This window comes from Methyloceanibacter sp. wino2 (assembly GCF_003071365.1).
GTDB lineage: Bacteria > Pseudomonadota > Alphaproteobacteria > Rhizobiales > Methyloligellaceae > Methyloceanibacter.
Map to the genome: position 1 here is coordinate 549,710 of NZ_CP028960.1, position 19,050 is coordinate 568,759.

The 19,050-nt window shown below is 61.4% G+C and carries 15 protein-coding genes and 2 tRNA genes; 10 read left to right on the forward strand and 7 right to left on the reverse strand.

Annotation, left to right across the window (positions count from 1 at the left end; genetic code table 11):
- Positions 1-19: 19 nt before the first annotated feature.
- Both DCY11_RS02535 and DCY11_RS02540 read left to right on the forward strand, forming a co-directional pair.
- Entirely contained in the window at positions 20-580 is a 561-nt protein-coding gene (locus DCY11_RS02535) for a hypothetical protein (RefSeq protein ID WP_108681120.1), read from the forward strand.
- Entirely contained in the window at positions 577-2,130 is a 1,554-nt protein-coding gene (locus tag DCY11_RS02540; RefSeq protein ID WP_108681121.1) for a PepSY domain-containing protein, read from the forward strand. The genes DCY11_RS02535 and DCY11_RS02540 overlap by 4 nt, the downstream gene beginning before the upstream one ends.
- 40 nt (positions 2,131-2,170) lie before the next feature.
- Here the strand turns inward: DCY11_RS02540 and DCY11_RS02545 are convergent.
- A tRNA-Ile gene (locus tag DCY11_RS02545) sits at positions 2,171-2,247 on the reverse strand.
- A gap of 174 nt (positions 2,248-2,421) precedes the next feature.
- On the opposite strand from DCY11_RS02545, the gene DCY11_RS02550 reads away from it, so the two are divergent.
- Positions 2,422-3,141 (forward strand): SIMPL domain-containing protein, encoded by a 720-nt coding sequence (locus tag DCY11_RS02550; protein WP_108681122.1) that lies wholly within the window; start codon positions 2,422-2,424, stop codon positions 3,139-3,141.
- Between the two features lie 212 nt (positions 3,142-3,353).
- Positions 3,354-5,360 (forward strand): protein-L-isoaspartate(D-aspartate) O-methyltransferase, encoded by a 2,007-nt coding sequence (locus tag DCY11_RS02555; RefSeq protein WP_108683638.1) that lies wholly within the window; start codon positions 3,354-3,356, stop codon positions 5,358-5,360.
- A 21-nt stretch (positions 5,361-5,381) separates the two neighbouring features.
- On the opposite strand, the gene panD is transcribed toward DCY11_RS02555, so the two are convergent.
- Both panD and DCY11_RS02565 read right to left on the reverse strand, forming a co-directional pair.
- Entirely contained in the window at positions 5,382-5,726 is a 345-nt protein-coding gene (gene panD / locus DCY11_RS02560; RefSeq protein ID WP_371515024.1) for an aspartate 1-decarboxylase, read from the reverse strand.
- A 179-nt stretch (positions 5,727-5,905) separates the two neighbouring features.
- Positions 5,906-7,222 carry an adenylate/guanylate cyclase domain-containing protein gene (locus DCY11_RS02565; protein ID WP_108681123.1) on the reverse strand — a complete coding sequence of 439 codons (1,317 nt, stop codon included), beginning with the start codon at positions 7,220-7,222 and terminating at the stop codon, positions 5,906-5,908.
- 327 nt (positions 7,223-7,549) lie between these two features.
- Here DCY11_RS02565 and DCY11_RS02570 point away from each other — a divergent pair, with 327 nt between their 5' ends.
- The 4 genes from DCY11_RS02570 (at position 7,550) to DCY11_RS02590 (ending at position 12,155) form a co-directional block, all read left to right on the forward strand.
- Positions 7,550-8,305, forward strand: coding sequence for a GNAT family N-acetyltransferase (locus tag DCY11_RS02570; protein WP_108681124.1), 756 nt, complete (start codon positions 7,550-7,552; stop codon positions 8,303-8,305).
- Between the two features lie 749 nt (positions 8,306-9,054).
- A complete protein-coding gene (locus DCY11_RS02575; RefSeq protein WP_108681125.1) occupies positions 9,055-9,555 on the forward strand; it encodes a hypothetical protein in 501 nt (166 codons plus the stop codon).
- Positions 9,556-9,574: 19 nt separating this feature from the next.
- Entirely contained in the window at positions 9,575-10,339 is a 765-nt protein-coding gene (locus tag DCY11_RS02580) for a deoxycytidine triphosphate deaminase (protein WP_108681126.1), read from the forward strand.
- Positions 10,340-11,162: 823 nt separating this feature from the next.
- Positions 11,163-12,155 carry a uracil-DNA glycosylase gene (locus DCY11_RS02590; protein WP_208430497.1) on the forward strand — a complete coding sequence of 331 codons (993 nt, stop codon included), beginning with the start codon at positions 11,163-11,165 and terminating at the stop codon, positions 12,153-12,155.
- Between the two features lie 64 nt (positions 12,156-12,219).
- Here DCY11_RS02590 and DCY11_RS02595 read toward each other — a convergent pair whose 3' ends face one another.
- Both DCY11_RS02595 and rpoD read right to left on the reverse strand, forming a co-directional pair.
- On the reverse strand, positions 12,220-13,029 hold the full coding sequence (locus DCY11_RS02595; RefSeq protein WP_108681129.1) for a DUF4239 domain-containing protein: 810 nt from the start codon (positions 13,027-13,029) through the stop codon (positions 12,220-12,222).
- 240 nt (positions 13,030-13,269) lie between these two features.
- Complete coding sequence (rpoD, locus tag DCY11_RS02600; RefSeq protein WP_108681130.1) at positions 13,270-15,282, reverse strand: RNA polymerase sigma factor RpoD; 2,013 nt, start codon at positions 15,280-15,282, stop codon at positions 13,270-13,272.
- A 572-nt stretch (positions 15,283-15,854) separates the two neighbouring features.
- Between rpoD and DCY11_RS15390 the strand changes: the two genes are divergently transcribed.
- Positions 15,855-16,022: a hypothetical protein gene (locus DCY11_RS15390; protein WP_159079747.1), complete on the forward strand. Its 168-nt coding sequence runs from the start codon at positions 15,855-15,857 to the stop codon at positions 16,020-16,022.
- A gap of 20 nt (positions 16,023-16,042) precedes the next feature.
- On the opposite strand, the gene DCY11_RS02605 is transcribed toward DCY11_RS15390, so the two are convergent.
- Positions 16,043-16,119, reverse strand: a tRNA-His gene (locus DCY11_RS02605).
- A gap of 408 nt (positions 16,120-16,527) precedes the next feature.
- Complete coding sequence (locus DCY11_RS02610) at positions 16,528-17,034, reverse strand: phasin (protein ID WP_108681131.1); 507 nt, start codon at positions 17,032-17,034, stop codon at positions 16,528-16,530.
- A 317-nt stretch (positions 17,035-17,351) separates the two neighbouring features.
- Here DCY11_RS02610 and DCY11_RS02615 point away from each other — a divergent pair, with 317 nt between their 5' ends.
- Entirely contained in the window at positions 17,352-18,863 is a 1,512-nt protein-coding gene (locus tag DCY11_RS02615) for a HAMP domain-containing sensor histidine kinase (RefSeq protein WP_108681132.1), read from the forward strand.
- Positions 18,864-19,050: the final 187 nt, after the last annotated feature.

Sequence of the window (19,050 nt, forward strand, 5' to 3'; positions counted from 1 at the left end):
TGTGTGATGGAGTTCGGATTTGGGCCTGATCGCGGTGGCCATTGGCCTGCTCGCCACGGGCATCGCACTCCTGAGGTGGGCTTGGCTTGCAAAACGACGTAGCGGCATGACGGCCGTCGTCGCGACGGGCTGGCTTGCGATCGCTGCAAGCTTCGCCATCTTCGTGGACGCGTTGGGGGGCGAACGTGGAACCGCCTTCGCCCTGATCGTCTTCTCGCTGGTGGCACTGCTTGGCGTCGGCGCGACGGTTCAGTTCCGTGCAAGGCGCTCCAATGGACGCGACAAGCCGGCGGAACCCGAGCAGCGCAACACCAATTGGACGCGGGCGATCGCCAAGAGCCTGTTGGCCATCGTGCTTGCCGGCGCCGCGTCGATCGGTGTCGGCGTCGCATTCGCCGTCGCCATGCCAATGCCCGCAACGGACAAGATGGTCATCGGCGGCATCATGGTCCCGGTGCTGTGGGGCGCGGGCATGGCTTGGACGCTGGCCGACTCGAAGCTCCTGCGGGCAACTGCCATCCTCTTCGCCATCTGTGTTGCGGGCTACGGGATCGCCTTCCTTCCGAGCCTCCTTTCATGACCGACACACCGAGCTCAATCCGCACACCCCGAAAGAAGAACTGGCTCTCGCCGGACTTCGTCCGCGCCATGCTGGCCGGCCACTCCGCGCTCGGCCTCGCCTTTGCGGCGCTCATCTACATCGTTTGCCTGTCGGGAACGCTTGCCGTGTTCGTGCTCGAGTTCAAGCGCTGGGAGCAGCCCAATGCCCCGCTGGTCGCCGCGGAACCCGCACCGGCCGCACTCCAAGCCGCCATGCGCGCGGCCTTTGGCCGTGCGAAGATGGGCTCGAAGGTCCCCGACCTCTTCATCGCCTGGGACGGATCGCGAACGCCTCATCTTGGCGTCAGTTTCCATGATCATGAGAGCAGCGCCGAGGGCGAATGGCTCGCCAACGAACAAGGTCAGATCGTCGAAAAAGCTCATGCGCCTTGGTCGGAGTTTCTCGCCAAGCTGCACATCCATCTGCATCTGCCACAAACCTACGGCCTGTTCATTGTCGGACTGACCGGCGTCGCCCTGCTCTCCTCGCTGATCTCTGGCGTGCTGTCGCATCCACGGATCTTTCGCGACGCCTTCTCGTTTCGCTTGGGCGGGTCACGAAGGCTGCAGGATGCCGATTTGCATAACAGGCTCGGTGTTTGGGGACTGCCGTTTCACATCGCCGTTTCGCTGACCGGCGCCCTTCTGGGCTTGTCCGTCCTGGTCATCGGCGTGCTGGCGCTGGCGGCGTATGAAGGCGACTCCGAGAAGGCATTCGCAGTGCTCATCGGTCCGCAAGCGGGCAAGGATCACAAGCTAGCGCCGTTGCCCAATCTCGACGCCATGATCGCGCAGGTTAGGAAGGAGCACCCCGACGCGGAGTTCAGAAGCGTGCACGTCGAACATGCCGGGACCGCCGGGCAGATGACCCACCTCTCCATGCAGACGCCCGGACATCTGTCGACGGCGAATCCCTACTATTTCGACGGGTCCGGTGAACTCGTGGGCGACGGCGGCCTCGAACGAGGCTCCGTGGGCCAGCAGATTCTCGGTGCGCTTCACCCGATCCATTTCGGGTGGTTCGGCGGCACGCTCGTCAAGATCGCCTACGGCTTGCTTGGACTGGCGCTGACGATCGTCACGCACACCGGCGTGACCATCTGGCTTCACCGGAAGCGCGAAAAAGGAAATCCCGAGCCGTTCTGGGAGCGGATCTGGGCCGCGCTCGCATGGAGCCAGCCCTTCGCGCTGGCCGCCGCGGCCCTGGTCGTACTTGCCGCCGCGTCTAATTTCGCCCTCACGAGCTATCTCGTGTGTTTCGGGCTTGCGCTCGTCATCGGCTACTTCGCCCCCGGCGAGTCGGCCTGCGCCCGGATCTTGCGGCTTTTGACGGGGCTGACCCTTTGCGCCGTCGCCGTGGCCCATGTCGCGAACTTCCGCGGCGAAGGCATGGCCGATCCGGTGGCTTGGATTATCGACGGGCTTCTGGCGGGTTGCGGTCTCATCCTGATGGCCGGCGTTCTGATTCCTTTTGCAAAGAAGCACCTCCCCCGCCGGATGATGCGAAAGCCGACATACCCGAGTTTGTGAACGCGCGTCCACGTGCCTGTATCGTTGAACGCTCCAAGGGTGGTGGGCCCGGCTGGACTCGAACCAGCAACCAGACGGTTATGAGCCGCCGGCTCTAACCAATTGAGCTACGGGCCCCCGATGTGCGAATGACGGATGATGATCCGAATGTCACACGCCGCGCGTAACGAGTCGTGCGCGGCAGAGGCTGGCCTTTTAGAGCGTTCTGCCCAGCCTCACAATTCCGCCTCATAACAGATTCCTTATGTGTCCCAAACTCAAGGACCACCTCGAAAGACCTGGAGCCTCCCCATGACCTTTGCCCGCCCACTTCGTATGCTTGTCCCAGCGATCGCCGTGCTCGCCGCCGCGCTTCCTCTCTCGGCTTCCGCAGCCGGAGCCAAGCGGACCATCACCCTCTCAGCCTCCGGCACCGTAAAGGCCGCACCGGACATGGCGAGCATCTCCACAGGCGTAACCTCCGAAGGGCAGACCGCGCAGGACGCGCTGTCGAAGAACACCGACGCAATGACCAAGGTGGTCAGCACGCTCAAGGAGGCTGGCCTCAAGGCGAAGGACATCCAAACGACGGACTTCAACGTCTCGCCGGTCTACGAACGCAAAAAGGACGAGCAGGCCGCGTTCATCACCGGCTACCGGGTCAGCAACAACGTCAACATCACCGTGCGCGACATCGACAAGCTCGGCGACGTCCTGGACAAGGTGGTGCAGGCGGGCGCCAATGAGATCAACTCGATCAGTTTCGGGATTGCCGAACCGGAGAAAATGAAGGACGAGGCGCGCAGGCTTGCCATGACCAACGCGATCGACAACGCGAAGCTCTACGCGGAAGCGGCCGGCGTGGAGCTCGGCCCCGTCATCAAGATCACCGAAAGCGGCGATTATACGCCCCGCCCCTATCGCGCCATGGCGGCCGCGGCCCCGATGATGGCCGAAGCAAAGCAGGTTCCCGTGGAGGGCGGCACGATGTCGGTCGAAGCGAAAGTCCAGGTCTCATGGGAGCTTAGGTAGAACTTACCCGGAATACGGGAAAACGGTGCGTCTCGGGCGGTTTCTGACGACACCCCGAAACGCGCCGTCCCCTGATCAGAATCAAGGTCGGCCTTCGCGGCATCGTGTAGTCTTCGACCATGATGTCATCTCCCGGAAACTCCCCGGGCGTGGACGGCATCCATGCCCAAGACCCGCATACCGAAGACCCGCACGCACACGACAGGGCCTTGATGGTCATGCGCCATCTCGAGGCCCGCGGGATCAGCGACGCCGATGTGCTTGCCGCCATGGCGCAGGTGCCGCGCGAAGTCTTCGTGTCACAGCCCCTTTCCGAGTTCGCTTATGAGGACTCGGCCCTGCCGATCGCGGCGGGGCAGACCATTTCGCAGCCCTATATCGTCGCGCGGATGATCGAGTTGGCCGAGATCCGCCCCGGCGACACCGTCCTCGAGGTCGGCGCCGGTTCCGGCTACGCCGCCGCCGTGATAGGCCGCATCGCCTCGTCCGTTTACGCCATCGAGCGCCACGAAGAACTCGCCGATCTGGCGCGCGAGCGGGAGGCCCGGCTCGGCTACGACAATGTCGAGATCATCTGCGGCGACGGCACCAAGGGCTGGCCGCCGGAGGCACCGTTCGACGCGATTATCGTGTCGGCGGGCGGTCCCAAAGTTCCGGAGGCCTTGAAGCGGCAGCTTGCAGTTGGCGGACGTCTCGTCATCCCGGTGGGCCGGGACGTGTACCAGACCCTTATTCGCGTACGGCGTACCGGAGAGGATACGTTCGAGGAGGAAGACCATGGCGGCGTGACCTTCGTTCCCCTTATCGGCGAAGAAGGCTGGGAGGCCCCACGCCAAGCCAAGGCGGAAACCCAAATCGATTCCGAAACATCTGGCATTGCCAATGGGCTGTTGACGCCCGCGCCGCAGGCACGGGCTCCCCACACCGACCTCAGCCACGTGATCGCCGGCGCCGCGGAACCCTTCGGCGACTTCACGGAACTGACCGCACTCGCGGAGCGCTTCGCGGACCGGCGCGTCGTGCTTCTCGGTGAGGCAACGCACGGCACTGCCGAATTCTACGAAGCGCGTGCCCGCATCACCGAGATGCTCGTCGCAAAACATGGGTTCAATGTTGTTGCCGTGGAAGCCGACTGGCCGGACGCTGCGGTCTACGACGCTTTCGTGCGTGGCCTTCCCAGGCCTGAGACTCCCGCCAGCGCATTCACCCGCTTCCCGGCCTGGATGTGGCGCAACGGTCAGGTCAATGCTTTCCTGCAACGCCTGAAGGCTATCAACGAGAGCATCGCCGATCCCGACAAGCGCGCAGGGTTCTACGGGCTAGACGTCTACAGCCTGGCGACCTCGATCGGCGCGGTTCTCAACTATCTGGACAATATCGATCCTGAAACCGCCCGCATCGCACGCGAGCGTTACGGCTGCTTGGCGCCGTTCCGCTCGGACCCGGCCCGCTACGGCCGCATGGCGCTGTCGCAGGGCTATGCCATATGCGAGAGGCCCGTCACCCAGGCCCTAGTCGATCTATTGAAGAAGCGTCTGGGCTATCTAGCCCGCGACGGCAGCGCCTTTTTCAATGCGGAGCAAAACGCCCGCATCGTCGTGGCCGCCGAGCAGTACTACCGCATCATGTATTACGGCGCGGCGCAGTCGTGGAACTTGCGGGACCAGCACATGTTCGACACGCTGGAGCGTGTTCTGGAGCACCGCGGTCCCGACGCGAAGGCGGTGGTTTGGGCCCACAACTCCCATATCGGCGATGCGGAGTTCACCGAGATGGGCCAGGTACGCGGTGAACTGAATATCGGCCAGCTGGCGCGCGCGCGCTTTGGCGAGGACTGCGCGCTTATCGGTTTCGGCACGGATCGCGGCACGGTCGCCGCTGCCTCGAACTGGGACGAGCCTATGGAAATCAAGCGTGTGCGCCCTGCCCGCAACGACTCCTACGAGGGACGCTCCCGCGACGCCGGCATCGAGGCTTTCTTCCTGGAGACCGGAACGGGACAAAAGGACAGCGTGCGCGAAGCGCTTGCCGAACCCATGCTGGAACGGGCCATCGGCGTCATCTACCGGCCGGAGACGGAACTGCTATCGCACTACTTCCAGGCGGAACTATCGAAACAGTTCGACGCGTGGATTTGGTTCACCGAAACGAACGCCGTCGACGCAAGGCCTCAAGCCCATCCTCATGGGCCCGACGAAACATTTCCGTTTGGATTGTAGGCGTGTTCGCGTAGCGCGCTTCTAAGACGTCGAGACGATCTCGTTGCCTTCGCCCAGCAGCACCACGCTCGGATGATAGTTGCGGGCTTCCTCGGCCGGGAGCTGGCAATAGGCGACGATGATGACCTTGTCGCCCTTCTGCACGAGACGGGACGCAGCACCGTTCACGGCAATCTCTGACGAGCCGCGCGGAGCCTCGATGGCGTAGGTGGTGAAGCGTGCGCCCGTGTTGATGTTCAGCACATCCACCTGCTCATGGGGCAGGATGCCGGACGCATCAAGCAGGTCCCGATCGATCCCGATCGAGCCTTCGTAATGCAAGTCGGCGCCGGTCACCGTGGCCCGGTGCAGCTTTGTCTTCAACATGGTCAGGAACAATTGTTCGCCCCAAGATTCCTAATATGAATCCCAAGCAGGCCCTTCCAAGGACCTATTGCTCTCGTTTGTGGATATAGAGCAAGAGTGGGGGTGTTGCAACGCAACATCCGCGCGAATCTGCGATTTTCTACCCGTCAATTGTGACAGTTCTAGAAAAAAATCCACAGTTACCCGGCGTTAGCGGGCGCAATATCGGCATTGTGCCGCAGGGCCCACAGACGCTTGGCTGCCGGAATTCCGCGCAAATCGTGCAAACCCATATCGTTCAGCCTGAGGCCCGCGTCGGGCCGCGCGCGGCTCACTACCTGGTCCGTCGCCACGATCGGCTGGCCCAATAGCTTCGACATATCTTGAGTCCGGGCGACCTCGTTCACGGCGCGGCCGATGACGCCGAATTTCAGACGCTCGCGCGTGCCCGCGTTGCCGAACACCACATCGCCGAAATGGACGCCGACGCCGAAATTGATCTCGACCGCGCATTTGCACTCGCGCGCCTTGGCCTCGACCAGCCGCTCCTGCGCCTTGAGCGCCGCCCGCAAGGCGGACGTCGCCGCCGCCTCTTCGCCCGCCGCATCGGCTGGGAAGAAGGCGAGGATCGCGTCGCCCACGATATCGAGCACCTGACCGCCCTCCTCGATCACGGCGCCGGCCGCGCAATCGAAATAGACGTTCAGCAATTCGAGGAAGCCCTCCACGGAGAGCTGGTCGGCAAGCCCCGTCGAGTTGCGCAAATCGCTGTACCACAGCGCAGCGGCGAGCCGCTCGCCGTCGCCGCGCTTGACCGTGCCGGACAGGATGCGCTCACCCACCAGCGGCCCATGAAACGCGTTGAGCGTATTCCGCGCGATCTGATCCTTGATCATCACCCGCAAGGCCAAGGACAGCGGCGCCAGGATCTGCTGCATGATGCAGATATCCCGCTCCGAGAAGCCGGCGGGTGATTTCGTCGACCAGGACAGCGCCAGCCCGTCCGTGGTGCCGACCTGCATCGGCCCTTCCCCGAACGTGACCACGCGCGCGTAATAGCCAGTGAAGCCTTGCTCGCGCAGGCGCTGCAGCAGCGGGAACTTGTCGACCATCGCGTCCCGGTCGATCCGCAATTGCAGTTCCGGCACCTGGCCTTTGATCATCCAGTAGAACGGGCTTAGCGTGAAATCCGGATTGTCCTCCGTGAGGGCCTGATAATACTCGACCTCCACACCGTTCTCGGCCGTCCAGGCAATGGTCATGCCGTCGAACAGCGGGTGCAGGATCCGAAAGCCAACCATCATCCGCGCCAGGGGCACGCCGGCCTGGGTCAGCCGGTCCATGACCGTCTGGATCAGGTCGCCGATGGGGCGGTCTGTGAGCCCCGAGGCGATGATCGCATCGGCGATCTGCCCGGAGACGCACGCCTCCGTGTCGCTCGGCCCCAGCGGGGGCGGCGGCGCGTCCTTGAGATGATGAATCAACGTATCGGTCATGACGCGGACCTTATCACGCATCCAGGTGTCCGCATCGGGGCCGATGCTCAAGTTTTTGTGGGCCCTATCGCCTAGCGGCTGCTTGAGCGCGGGGTCGTCGGCCTACCGCCTAGCGGCTGCTTGAGCGCGAAACACCCTGCGCGCGTGAGACGAAACGCCGCTTGTTGCGCCGCAAAAACTTCACCATCCGGCCATGGCTTTTGCCCAAGCTATGCCTATCTCCAAGGACAACAGCCGAGTGAATCGGCGGCTCAGCCAAGGGAGCAGCGTCAAGGTCGGCCAAAGGACCTCCGAAGAGGCCTAGCCTCTAAGAGGCTTTTTCGAGAAACAAGACCGGACGCAGAATTCATGGGCCAAGCCCACCATAACAGCCAAGCCCTTCGAGACGGCCAAGCCGGGCAGACCGGCCAGGCCATCCGGATGAGCCATGCGCTCGACACGGCCCCCGCGTGCGCCATCCCGGCGCCGGCCAACATGACACCCGCCGTCAACGAGGCGCCCGCCACCTCAGCGCCCATCAACAAGGTGTCGACGCTGACGTCGGCGCGACCTGTCTCGGCGCGGCCCTTCTCGCCGCTGCGCGAGCGACTCCTCCGCCGCAAGGTGACCATCGCCGGCAAGGACGGCCATCCCCATCTCGCCCGCCCCATCAACGAGACGGACGCAGGAAGGCTCATCCGCTGCTACGACGCCATGACGGACCGGGGCCGCTGGTTCCGCGTGCTGCATCACCTGCCGCACCTCTCGCAAGACATGGCGCGCGACTTCTGCACGCCCGACCCCGAGCGCGATCTGTGCATCGTGCTGGAAGGCGACGGGCCGCTCGAAGGCGAGATCTTAGGGGGAGCGCGCATCACCGGCAGCCAGGACGGCAAAACGGCCGAATATTCCGTGACGCTCCGCCCGGAAGCCGAAGGCCTCGGCCTTGCCCACAAGGCACTCGAGCTCGTGTTCGAGGCAGCGCGCGAGATGGGCTACACGCATATCTGGGGCACGATCCATTCGGAGAACGGCCCCATGCTCCAACTCGCCCACAGCCTCAACCTGCATGTGCACCGCGATCCCAACGACGCCGCCCTGATGGTGTCCGAAGGGGACCTCTAAGAGGCTCTGGTTTTTGCCCTACCAGCCTAGCGGCCTGCTTGAGCGCGGGCGCGCCAAAACCCCCGCTGCCGTCCGGCACCAGGTTCCTCAAACTCCCTACGTCTCAAAACTCAAACCCGCGAAGCGGGACGTGCGGGGCGCTGGTCGGCCGCCGTCCGTTTAGTTTTGGTGGGCAGCCTTCCGGCGCCCCGCATGGCCTTTGGACAGTGCTTCGCATACAATAACAAAACCGAGCGAAGCTCGCCTCAAGGCCGCAGCGATGTTTTAGAGCCCCATGCCGCGCGGCTTACCTCCAGTGGCACAGGCACGCGCGAACGCGCGCCTCACCCGACGACCCACGCGTTACAGCGCAGGTGGGCGGATTAGGGACCCCCGAGGCTGGTCCGTTAGCCGCGACGCGGTTTTCCGGCACCGGCCTCCACTGAGACTTCGACACCATCCGTACCGCGCCACCTCGGGCGCTGCATCCCCCGCCCCGAGAGCAGACGGTCTGCAGCTCGCGTCCTCACGAACGAGGGATGGAGGCAGTGTACGGCCGGTTTCGGGGGGTGGGGATAAGGGGTGATTAACTAGGTCGGCGGCCGGTAGCGCCGAGAAAGAAGGAATACATCGTCTTGAATCTGACAATTATGTTCTCTATATGTTCTGGGGACGAATGTGTTGAATGGGCTTTCCCAAGCGTTTCTGGCGCTAAAATTAGCAGTGATTCGTATGCTCTACCTGCGCGATCTCAGTCGGAAAAGGCCACCATGTTTTCAGATGAGGACTTCTTACAGCTCCAGAAGGACCAGTACGCTCATGATGTGCGGCACCACTCAGATATCACATCACTGCACAAGACGGAGCGTCTCAAACACTACGGTCTCCATTTCGCGAAGTATGTGGGGCGATTGGCAAGGGAAGCAGAAGAGTCCAAGCCGATCGAACGAACACTTGTGGATGCATTCCTCATTAGCCTCAGCGCAGCGAACACCCTCCACCAGAGACTCGGCGACGGAGAGAGGAGCCCACAGCGAAGCAGAAGGCAAGTTGATCCTCTTCGGACCTTAGCGGATGCTGTTGGTCGATTTGCGGATGCTTGCGAAAAGATTGATCACCTCGAAGAGTTCGTCGCCCTCGCACGAAGGGCCAACGTTGATGTGATGCATTGGATTGTAGACGCTGCCGACGAGCGCTCCCTTGATTTGGTCTCAGCTGCGACGGATAGAAGGAAAGAGCTGAAGGCTCGTTGCTTCTACCTCGACAACTAATTCAACGAAGGGAGGCCCGATGCCATTTTGGAGTGGGGAGACCTTGTTACGGGAGCTCCCTTCCATAGTCACAGAGGGCTACGATCCCGACAGGGTCGATTGCGCCGCATACACCCTTCGCATGGGTTCAGAGGCCTATGTTTCTCCATCTGAGGCGGAACAGGATCCAAAAAAAATAACTATCCAGCAAATCGGACGTGCCGGCGCCTTTACGATCCCCCCTGGACAATTTGCATTCCTACTCACCGAGGAACACATCAAGATCCCTCAAGGTGCCATAGGATTCATCTCGATAAAGACTCGCATCAAGTTTCGCGGGCTTGTGAACGTCTCTGGTTTTCACGTTGATCCTGGCTACTCTGGTCGCCTCATCTTTGCTGTGTTCAACGCCGGTCCTAGGCCTATTCACCTTAGGCGTGGAGATGAATGTTTTTTGATGTGGCTAGCGAGCCTCGACGATCCAAATACCAAGATGATACGAGACAAAGATGGCTTTAATTCCATCAACACGGACTTGGTATCCAAGATCAGCGGCCCTGTAATGTCATTTGAGGGTCTGAACGCAAAAATTGGCGACTTGAAAAAGGACTATGACAAGCGGATCGGAACCATTGAGCTGCAGAACGCAATAATTAAATGGGCTGCGATGGCAATATTTGCCATTTTGATTGGCGTTGTCGTTACACCGACAATCCGCGGTGCGTGGCAGGACTGGAGTTCCCCGAACGATGGCGCTTTGGCGCCTGGTCAAACAAGTCAAGCCAAGGACAACAAGGAACGGTAGCTCCGCGCATGCCAACTCTGATTACATCTACGGATGAGTTGGAAGCATGGAAGTTAGGTGTTCGAGAGATTGTCGGGTCGCGCGGCGAGGCGTTTCACCTCGTAACTGAGATCACCAATCCAAGTGGGTCACAAACACCTAACCTTCACATCTATGACGGTCGACAAGTCCCGTCTGGAAAGGATTCTGTCGCTGGCGTTTCATCCACAATATGCCCCTATCGCTTCTACCCACCATCCGCTGACAGACAAGACTTCTATGACCGTGCAGTCACATTTTTGGACCGGCTGAGGCGTCGGCATCTGATGTTTTCAAATTGGGGGGAAACGTACTTTGAAAGGCTGTTGGCATTTCATGGCACTGCGAACCAACTAGAAGTCGCGATAGAGAAGATGAGAACGTGGACGCGGAGTTCGCGGACGGGGTTAGTGTTTCATCTTTCAGCACCAACATTAGATCCTCCACGCACGCGTGGTGGACCGTGTCTGCAATTCATTGAGTTGCTTTGGCATGCAAACGGCACGGTGGACTTGGCGGCGGTCTATCGAAACCATGACTTCATCGATAAGGCGCTGGGCAACTTTGTTGGTTTGGCGGACCTGCAAAGGTTCATTTGCTCGGAAACTGGAAAGCAGACGGGTAGGTTGGTCTGCCACTCGATGCATGCTTATGTCTCCAGCCAACAAGATGCGCGGACGCTAGCCAATATATGAGAGCGCCAGAACCTCAGACTCTAAGTGACCTGATTGAGCAGGTGCGTATCTGTCGCCAATGCGACCGGATGCAGAACAGCAGTCGAATTTTCGGTCATTCGAGCGGCTACGTGAGTGCGCCCGTGATGTTCATCGGCGAGGCACCTGGGCGCCTCGGAGCCGATGCATCCGCGATACCATTTCACGGTGACCAGGCGGGAGAAAACTTCGAGAACCTAATCGAACAAGCCGGCCTCAGTCGATACGATTGCTTCATCACAAATGCTGTGCTGTGCAACCCAAGGGATACGAAGGGAAACAACGCAACACCGAGCCGTGGTGAGGTCGTCAACTGCTCTAGGTTTCTCAAGCGTCAGATAGACCTAGTTGATCCCAAGATTGTCGTGACTCTCGGCCGACAAGCTCTGCAGGCTCTGAGACTCGTCGAGGACCACAGCGTCGCCTTGGCAGAAGGCGTGCGGCAGAAATGGCACTGGTATGGGCGACAGTTGATCCCACTCTATCACCCAGGCCAACGCGCCCTGATCCACAGAAGCTTCTTGAATCAGCTCGCTGACTATAGGTTCGTTGCGGAGTCCTTGCGGCGTTTGAGGTCGCCTAAACGTGCCACTACAACGGCTAGGCCTGCATCGCCCCCTGTATCGGCGATCGTCCGACAATTGCTCGGAGCGTGCGGCACTGTGAGCTACTTTGGCTTACATAAGCTATTTTACATGGTCGAGTACGAGCATTGCAGGCACGCGGGCAAACGTATGACAACATGCTTCATACTGCGTCAGAAAGATGGGCCGTATGTCGCCGAGCTAAACATTCGAAGGATAAAAAAGGCCATTCCCGAGTTGCACATATCAACCGAGCAAGATCGGCTGTTTGTCAGCATTCCACATACAAGGTTATTTCCGGAAATCGAGGACGACAGCTTAAGAGACGGACTGCGGAATGTCGTGCGTTCCGTTGCAGAGCGCTACTCGAAGTGCTCCGATGCAGAATTGAAGCGCATCGTGTACATGACCTCACCAATGCGGCAAATTCTTAGGAGGGAAAAATACAAACGCGAAAACCTGTTCAATGCACCCGTTGATTTCTCCAGCGCCTGTCGGTAACTCGATCTTGTCCTGTCGCGGGCCTTAGTATCGGCAAGGCTTTCAGACCCCGGCGCCAAGCCCCCTACTCCGCCCCGACCGGCCCTTCGGTCTTCATGCGCTGGATGACCGCGTCGATCGGGTCCGGGGTGATGTGGACCGGGCCTGAGAACGGGAAGTTCAGGTGGATGGCGAGGAAGAAGGTCGCGCCGACGATCATGGCGAGGCCCGCCGTCATCAGCACTTGCGGGCCCACTTTCTGCGTGGCGAAGAAGGCGGGATAGGCGAGCGTGATGACGCCCCCGAGGACGAGCACGCCCCAGATGACCGGGGTCATGTGGCCGCCCACGTCCGAGAGCCGCTCCAGCCGCAAGTCCGCCGTCTGCTGCAACAGGTCGATGCCGTGCAGGATGGTCGGCATCAGGGCGAGATCGTTCGACTGGATCTGCCCCAGCGTGTAGCTCAGCTTCGCATAGGCCTCGGACGCCGCTTTGCTGCCGTGGCGGCCGATCTCCATCTGCGGCCAGTCGTCGTCGCGCACGGCGACCGCATAGACCATCAGCGCACTGCGGATCTTCGCGCCGTCCGCTTCCGGATAGTTGTAGCTGTTGCGGTAGAGATTGTAGAAGCGCTCGGCCTCCGCATCGACGGCGTGCTTGGTGTCCTCGAACTCCTGCCACACGCCCACCACGACGAAGGCCAGCAGCACCGAATAGGCGACGCCGACCACGGCATATTTGAAGCCGGCGACCTCGTGATTGGTGGCGATGACCTTGACGCCGAACGTCCAGCGGACCGCGAGCTGCAGCCCCACGCTGAAAGCTACGCTCGCGCCGATGACGAGGCTCGCGAGCAGCCAGACCGGCATCGCGTTGATGATCTCCAGACCGGTCATTTTCCCTGCCCTATCGCCTAGCGGCTACTTGAGGGCGAGTTTGCTTGCCCTATCGCCTAGCGGCTGCTTGAGCGCATGTTTCGTGTGCTATCGCGCTAGCGCGCTACTTGAGCACGAACTTACTGCGCACACGCGATTCGCGCCACTTCAGGGCTCTGGCCTACTTGAGCGCGGGGCGCCCAAGTAAAATGCCCGGCGCGAGGCCGGGCATTACTGCAATCTATAAAAGGCACGAAGTGCCTAGTTGTCCAGGAAGCTCCGCAGCTTCCGCGAGCGGCTCGGGTGCTTCAGCTTGCGCAGGGCCTTGGCCTCGATCTGGCGGATGCGTTCGCGGGTGACCGAGAACTGCTGGCCGACCTCTTCGAGCGTGTGGTCCGTGTTCATGCCGATGCCGAACCTCATCCGAAGCACGCGCTCTTCGCGCGGCGTGAGCGAGGCCAGCACGCGCGTGGTGGTCTCACGCAGGTTCGACTGGATGGCCGCGTCGATCGGGAGCACCGCGTTCTTGTCCTCGATGAAGTCGCCGAGATAGCTGTCTTCCTCGTCGCCGATCGGCGTCTCGAGGCTGATGGGCTCCTTGGCGATCTTCAGGACCTTGCGGACCTTCTCGAGCGGCATGGCGAGCTTCTCGGCCAACTCCTCCGGCGTCGGCTCGCGGCCGATCTCGTGGAGCATCTGGCGCGAGGTGCGCACGATCTTATTGATGGTCTCGATCATATGCACGGGGATGCGGATGGTGCGTGCCTGGTCCGCGATCGAGCGGGTGATCGCCTGGCGGATCCACCACGTGGCATAGGTCGAGAACTTGTAGCCGCGGCGGTATTCGAACTTATCGACGGCCTTCATCAGGCCGATATTGCCTTCCTGGATCAGGTCCAGGAACTGCAGGCCGCGGTTGGTGTACTTCTTGGCGATGGAGATCACGAGACGCAGGTTCGCCTCGACCATCTCCTTCTTGGCCTGGCGCGCTTCGCGCTCGCCCTTCTGCACAATGGAGACGATGCGGCGGAACTCGGCGATCTGCAGGCCGGTCTCGGTGGCCAGCTGGTGGATCTCGCCGCGCAGCTCCTTCACGAGCCCGCGCTCGTCGTGGATGAAGTCGGCCCAGCCCTTCTTCTTCAGGCGGCCCACGCGGCGCAGCCAGTTGGGGTCGAGCTCGTTGCCCTGATATTCGCCGATGAAGTCCTCGCGCTTCACGCCATAGCCTTCGGCAAGGCGGAGCAGCCGGCCCTCGTAGCCCATCAGCTTCTTGTTGATGAGGTAGAGGGTCTCCACCAGGGTCTCGATGCGGTTCGCATTGAGCTGGAGGGATTTCACCTCGGTGACGATCTCGTCCTTGAGCTGCTTGTAGCGGCGATGCTGGCTAGTGGAGAGGTCCTCGTTCTTGAGCGCCTTCTCGACCTGCTGATCCTGCAGCTTACGGAGCTTCTTGTAGTTGCTGGCGACGAGGTCGAAGGTCTCGAGAACCTGCGGCTTCAGCTCGGCCTCCATGGCGGCGAGCGAAAGCGAGTTCTCCATGTCGTCGTCGTCATCTTCCTCGGACTCGCCCTCGGCGCCCTCTTCCTCGGATTCCTCGTCGTCCTTGCCTTCGGCCTTGGCGGCGCCGTTGGCCTTGTCCTCGCCCTCCTCGGGCTCCTCGCCCGGCAGCGGCTGCGAGGGCACCTGCTTGGCGTCAGGGCCCTGATAGGTGGCTTCGAGATCGATAATGTCGCGGAGCAGAATCTTGCCTTCGTTCAGCTCGTCGCGCCAGATGATGATGGCCTGGAAGGTGAGCGGGCTTTCGCACAGCCCGGCGATCATGGCTTCGCGGCCGGCCTCGATGCGCTTGGCGATGGCGATCTCGCCCTCGCGGGACAGAAGCTCCACCGAGCCCATCTCGCGCAGATACATGCGCACCGGATCGTCCGTGCGCTCGGCCGGCTCGCGCGTGGTGGTCTCGGGCTTGGCCACGGCCGACTGCGCGACGACGGCCTTGCCGCCCTCTCCGTCCGCGTTCTCTCCTTCTTCCGCCTCTTCGCTGTCGATCACATTGATGCCCATATCCGAGAGCATGGACATCGTGTCCTCGATTTGCTCGGACGAGACTTCCTCGGACGGAAGCACCTCGTTGAGTTCGTCATAGGTGACGAAGCCGCGCTGCTTCGCCGTCTTAATAAGCTTCTTGACGGCGGCGTCGGACATGTCGAGAACAGGTCCGTCCTGGGACTGAGTCTCGGTCTCTTGATCTTCGGCTTGGGCGGTCTTGGTGGCCATGCATGTCACTCCGGGGCGCGCGGGCGAAAACGGCGCCAGTATCGTGGCGGGAAGCGCTCAAAAGCGCCTCGCCGATCGGCGGCTCTAGCTGTGCCTGTGGTCAGGCCTGTCTAGGGCTAAAGCCTCTTCGGTTGTCTCTGGTTCCGCCCAACCCTCCAGACGGACCAGAAGCGATTAACGGGCGCATCCTTAATCGTCAATTAAGCATGCACCTTGGGCGGGCGGCGATTTCCGCCCGAAAACCCTCAAATCCGGAAAATTGTCCGGTTTTTCCCGGAAATACCGGATTTTTTCAGCGACGCGGGCACTGCGAAAAAAACGCGCGCACTCTGGCGTCCGACATCTGACGTATCAGGATGACTTGGCGAGCAGCCCGGCCCCTGTCAAGGGCGCAATCCGCGCACCCGGCTGGTTTTTTCGTGCCTCACGAAGGTGTGGCCGGGACGCACCCCAGTGCGCAATCGCCGGAACCGACGCCAACGTTCCGGGGTCCTGAGCAGTCCGCCTTGAGGCTTGTGTCGATCTCAGCAAGAGAACATCCTTGAAGGACAATCCAACGGGAGGATCGTCGGATGGCAGACTCAAAGGAGTTCGCAAGGGAGCTCAACGCGCTCATCAAGCGGTACATTGATGGGGGCAGCGACCCTGAGGATATTGCCGCCGAATTGGCGCGCGAAGCCAGTTACGTGTTCGGGCACTACAACCTCGAAATCTATCTCGAGACGCGATCCAAAGGCTGAGTGGCGAGCAACGCAAAGAATGGTACCGCTGACTGGATTCGAACCAGTGACCTCTTGATCCACAATCAAGCGCTCTAACCAACTGAGCTACAGCGGCACATCTGCCTGACGGCTCCTGCTCTTGCCCGAGGGCATTCGAGAGCCGGACGGCCGTGCGTCCGGGAACGTCGTCGAAAAAGCGCCTCGGACCGGTTGCCTGGCGGGCACCTCGACCGGACCCTAAGGGCAGCCCTTTGCGCTTGCAAGCAAGCCGTCCGATCGCCCCCGCAACACGCCGGAGGCGCAGATTTCACGACGGGCGCGGAAAATCAAGAGCCGCAGAAAACAAACTGAAAATAAAAGGCCCGGGATAAGACCCGAGCCTCAAGAGTGATAACGCAATACGCTACTGACAAACGCTGTTACAGGCGACTTTTTGCACCTTCGTTACGCTTCAACTCGGTTACACGACGCGATACTCGGCTACGCTACACATACTTGGCCACGCGAGGCGGCGGCGCCTGGCTTAAGAGGCCTTGCGCACCGTCTCGAAAGACTTGGTCATCTGATCCTTGAGCGGACCGGACGTGTCGGTCGCAATCTTCTTCGTCAGCTCCTGGATCTCCGTCGCCTGGCCCGCGAACACCTCGAACTGGTTGCGGATGTAGGACGACTGCAGCTCCACGAGCTCGGCAAGGGTCTTGGCGCCGGCCAGGCTCTTGGCGTAGTCAAAACCCGAGTTCAAATTACGCTGCGCGATATCGATCAGCTTGCGATTGAAAGCCGTGGCGCCCTGGCCCGCCGCATCGAAGGAGCGCTCCAGCGCGTCGATCGATTCGTCCAGCGCTTCCTTGCCACGCTCGTAGGCCTCGCGGGTCTGATTGACGGTGTTCTCCGCCATCGAGCGCACGCTCTCGGGCACCTCGGCATCGAATTTCAGGGCGTCGAATTCCTTGGCGGCAGTCTCGAACGACTCCGTCATTTTCTCCATGGTTTCCATGGGCGTCTGGGGCAGTTCTGAAGTCTCGGCCATCGGGGGCACCTCTCCGTTGTTTTCCTCAATTCGCCAGGTCTTGGAACGAACGCGGATTAAACTCTCAGCCGCCGCTTTTGTTGCACTGCACTATATTTTGTGCGCCGCGCTGATTCAAGTGACAGAGCCGTCAAAAAAGGCTCTATTTATCGGTGCTGGATGAAAATCTTGCTTTCGGCCTATGGATCGAATCCAATTGGGCTAGGTTTGGTGGTCGAGTCGATCTGACGCCGCTAGACAGGCACCATTTGGCTGGGCAGAGATGCACATCAAATGTGCGTAAGACGTGCTCAGGAAGGGTCTCACCGGGGCGGATCATGACCGACCTCAGGCTGCAAAATCGGATAGGACAGGACGACCGGGAAGCGCTTGAGCATATCGCGCGCGCTCTCGAGGGCCGTGTGTTGTCCGGCCCCGCTTCGGTCGGTGAGCCCGCGAACGTCAATGGCGAGACGGCCAATGGCAGTCTTGCCGCGCCCGCAGCGACAGACGGCAGCGCGGACGAGCAGCTGAGCACGCCTCAACTCGACCCCGCCGGCGTCGAAGCCCTGATCGAGGCGATGCCGGCCGCGATCGGCATTCTCAAGGGCGATGCCCTCAACTCCCTCAACAGTGCCTTCGCCTATGCGTTCGGCTATCGCTCACCGGCCGAGCTGATCGAAGCGGGGGGCCTCGACGCGATCCTGCCCGGCGGCCTGGCCGAGTTGCGTGGACATCCGCCGCGCGAGCCGATCGGCGGCATCGCGGCCGTCTCCCGGTCGCGGCGGCGCCTGAGCGTGACCTTTTTGCTGAGCCCGCTCGACCAAGGCGGGCAGGTGCAGCTCCTGCGTCTGGTCGACCCGTCGGATCTCGAGCCCGAACCGCCCGCACCCGAGGCCGATACAGCCGCCAGTGCGGTCACTACTCCCGCCAGCCAGACGGCTGAGACAGAAGCCCCAACCGAGCCAGAGGAGCCGGTGGCCGTGGCAGTGGCGCCCGCAATTGCCGAGCCCGCGCCTACCGAGAGCGCACCAGAGCTAGCGCCACCGCAGCCGGCGCCAAGCACGACCGTTACGAAGGACCGGAGCGACGAGGCGGAGACAGCCGCTGCCGTGGCCGCCGCGTTGCGCGAGCGGACCCGGGAAGCCGCGGCACGGCAGCTCGATTTCCTCGCCAAGGTCAGCCACGAGGTGCGAACCCCGCTCAATTCGATCATCGGCTTCGCCGAGCTGATGCTGCATGAGCGCTTCGGCCCGATCGGCAACACTCGCTACAAGGGCTACGCGGAAGACATTCATCAGAGCGGGCTCTATGCGCTCAGCCTACTGAACGACCTGCTCGACATTTCGAAGATCGAGGCCGGAAAGTTCGAACTCGACTTCACCTCCGTCGACGTCGCCGAGGTCGTGGAAGCGTGCGTCGCAAGCCTACAGCCGCTCGCCAAGCGGACCCGGATCGTGCTGCGCACATCCTTCGCAGACGACCTGCCTCTGGTGCTGGCCGACCCAAGGCGCCTGCGGCAGGTCCTCCTGAACCTCCTCACCAACGCCATCAAGTTCACGCGCGAGGGCGGGCAGGTCATCGTCTCCGGTACGATGGTCGGCAACGAACTGCGCTTGCGTGTTCGCGACAGCGGCGTCGGCATGAGCGAGAACGACATCGCCTATGCCATGCAGCCCTTCCACCAACTGGACACCTCGCCCCGGCACCAATCCGGAACGGGGCTCGGTCTTCCGCTGACCAAGGCGTTGACCGATGCGATTCGCGCCCGGCTCGAACTCACGAGCGAACCTGGCGTCGGCACCTCCGCCGATGTGATTTTCCCGAAGGAACGCCTGTTCCGGCGCTAGCGGCGAAGCGACGCGGCCCCGCTTCCAGAACCACGGCCATACGGCAAATTTGCTCTCCGGCGCCGAGAAGACGCGTTCACGTTGCAAGAACAGACTGTTAAGTATGGAGGTCTCTTCTTGCGAATACTTATTTATTTGAATTCTTCTAAATCCAATCTTTGGTTTAGAAGGCTTCTAAGTTCCGTTT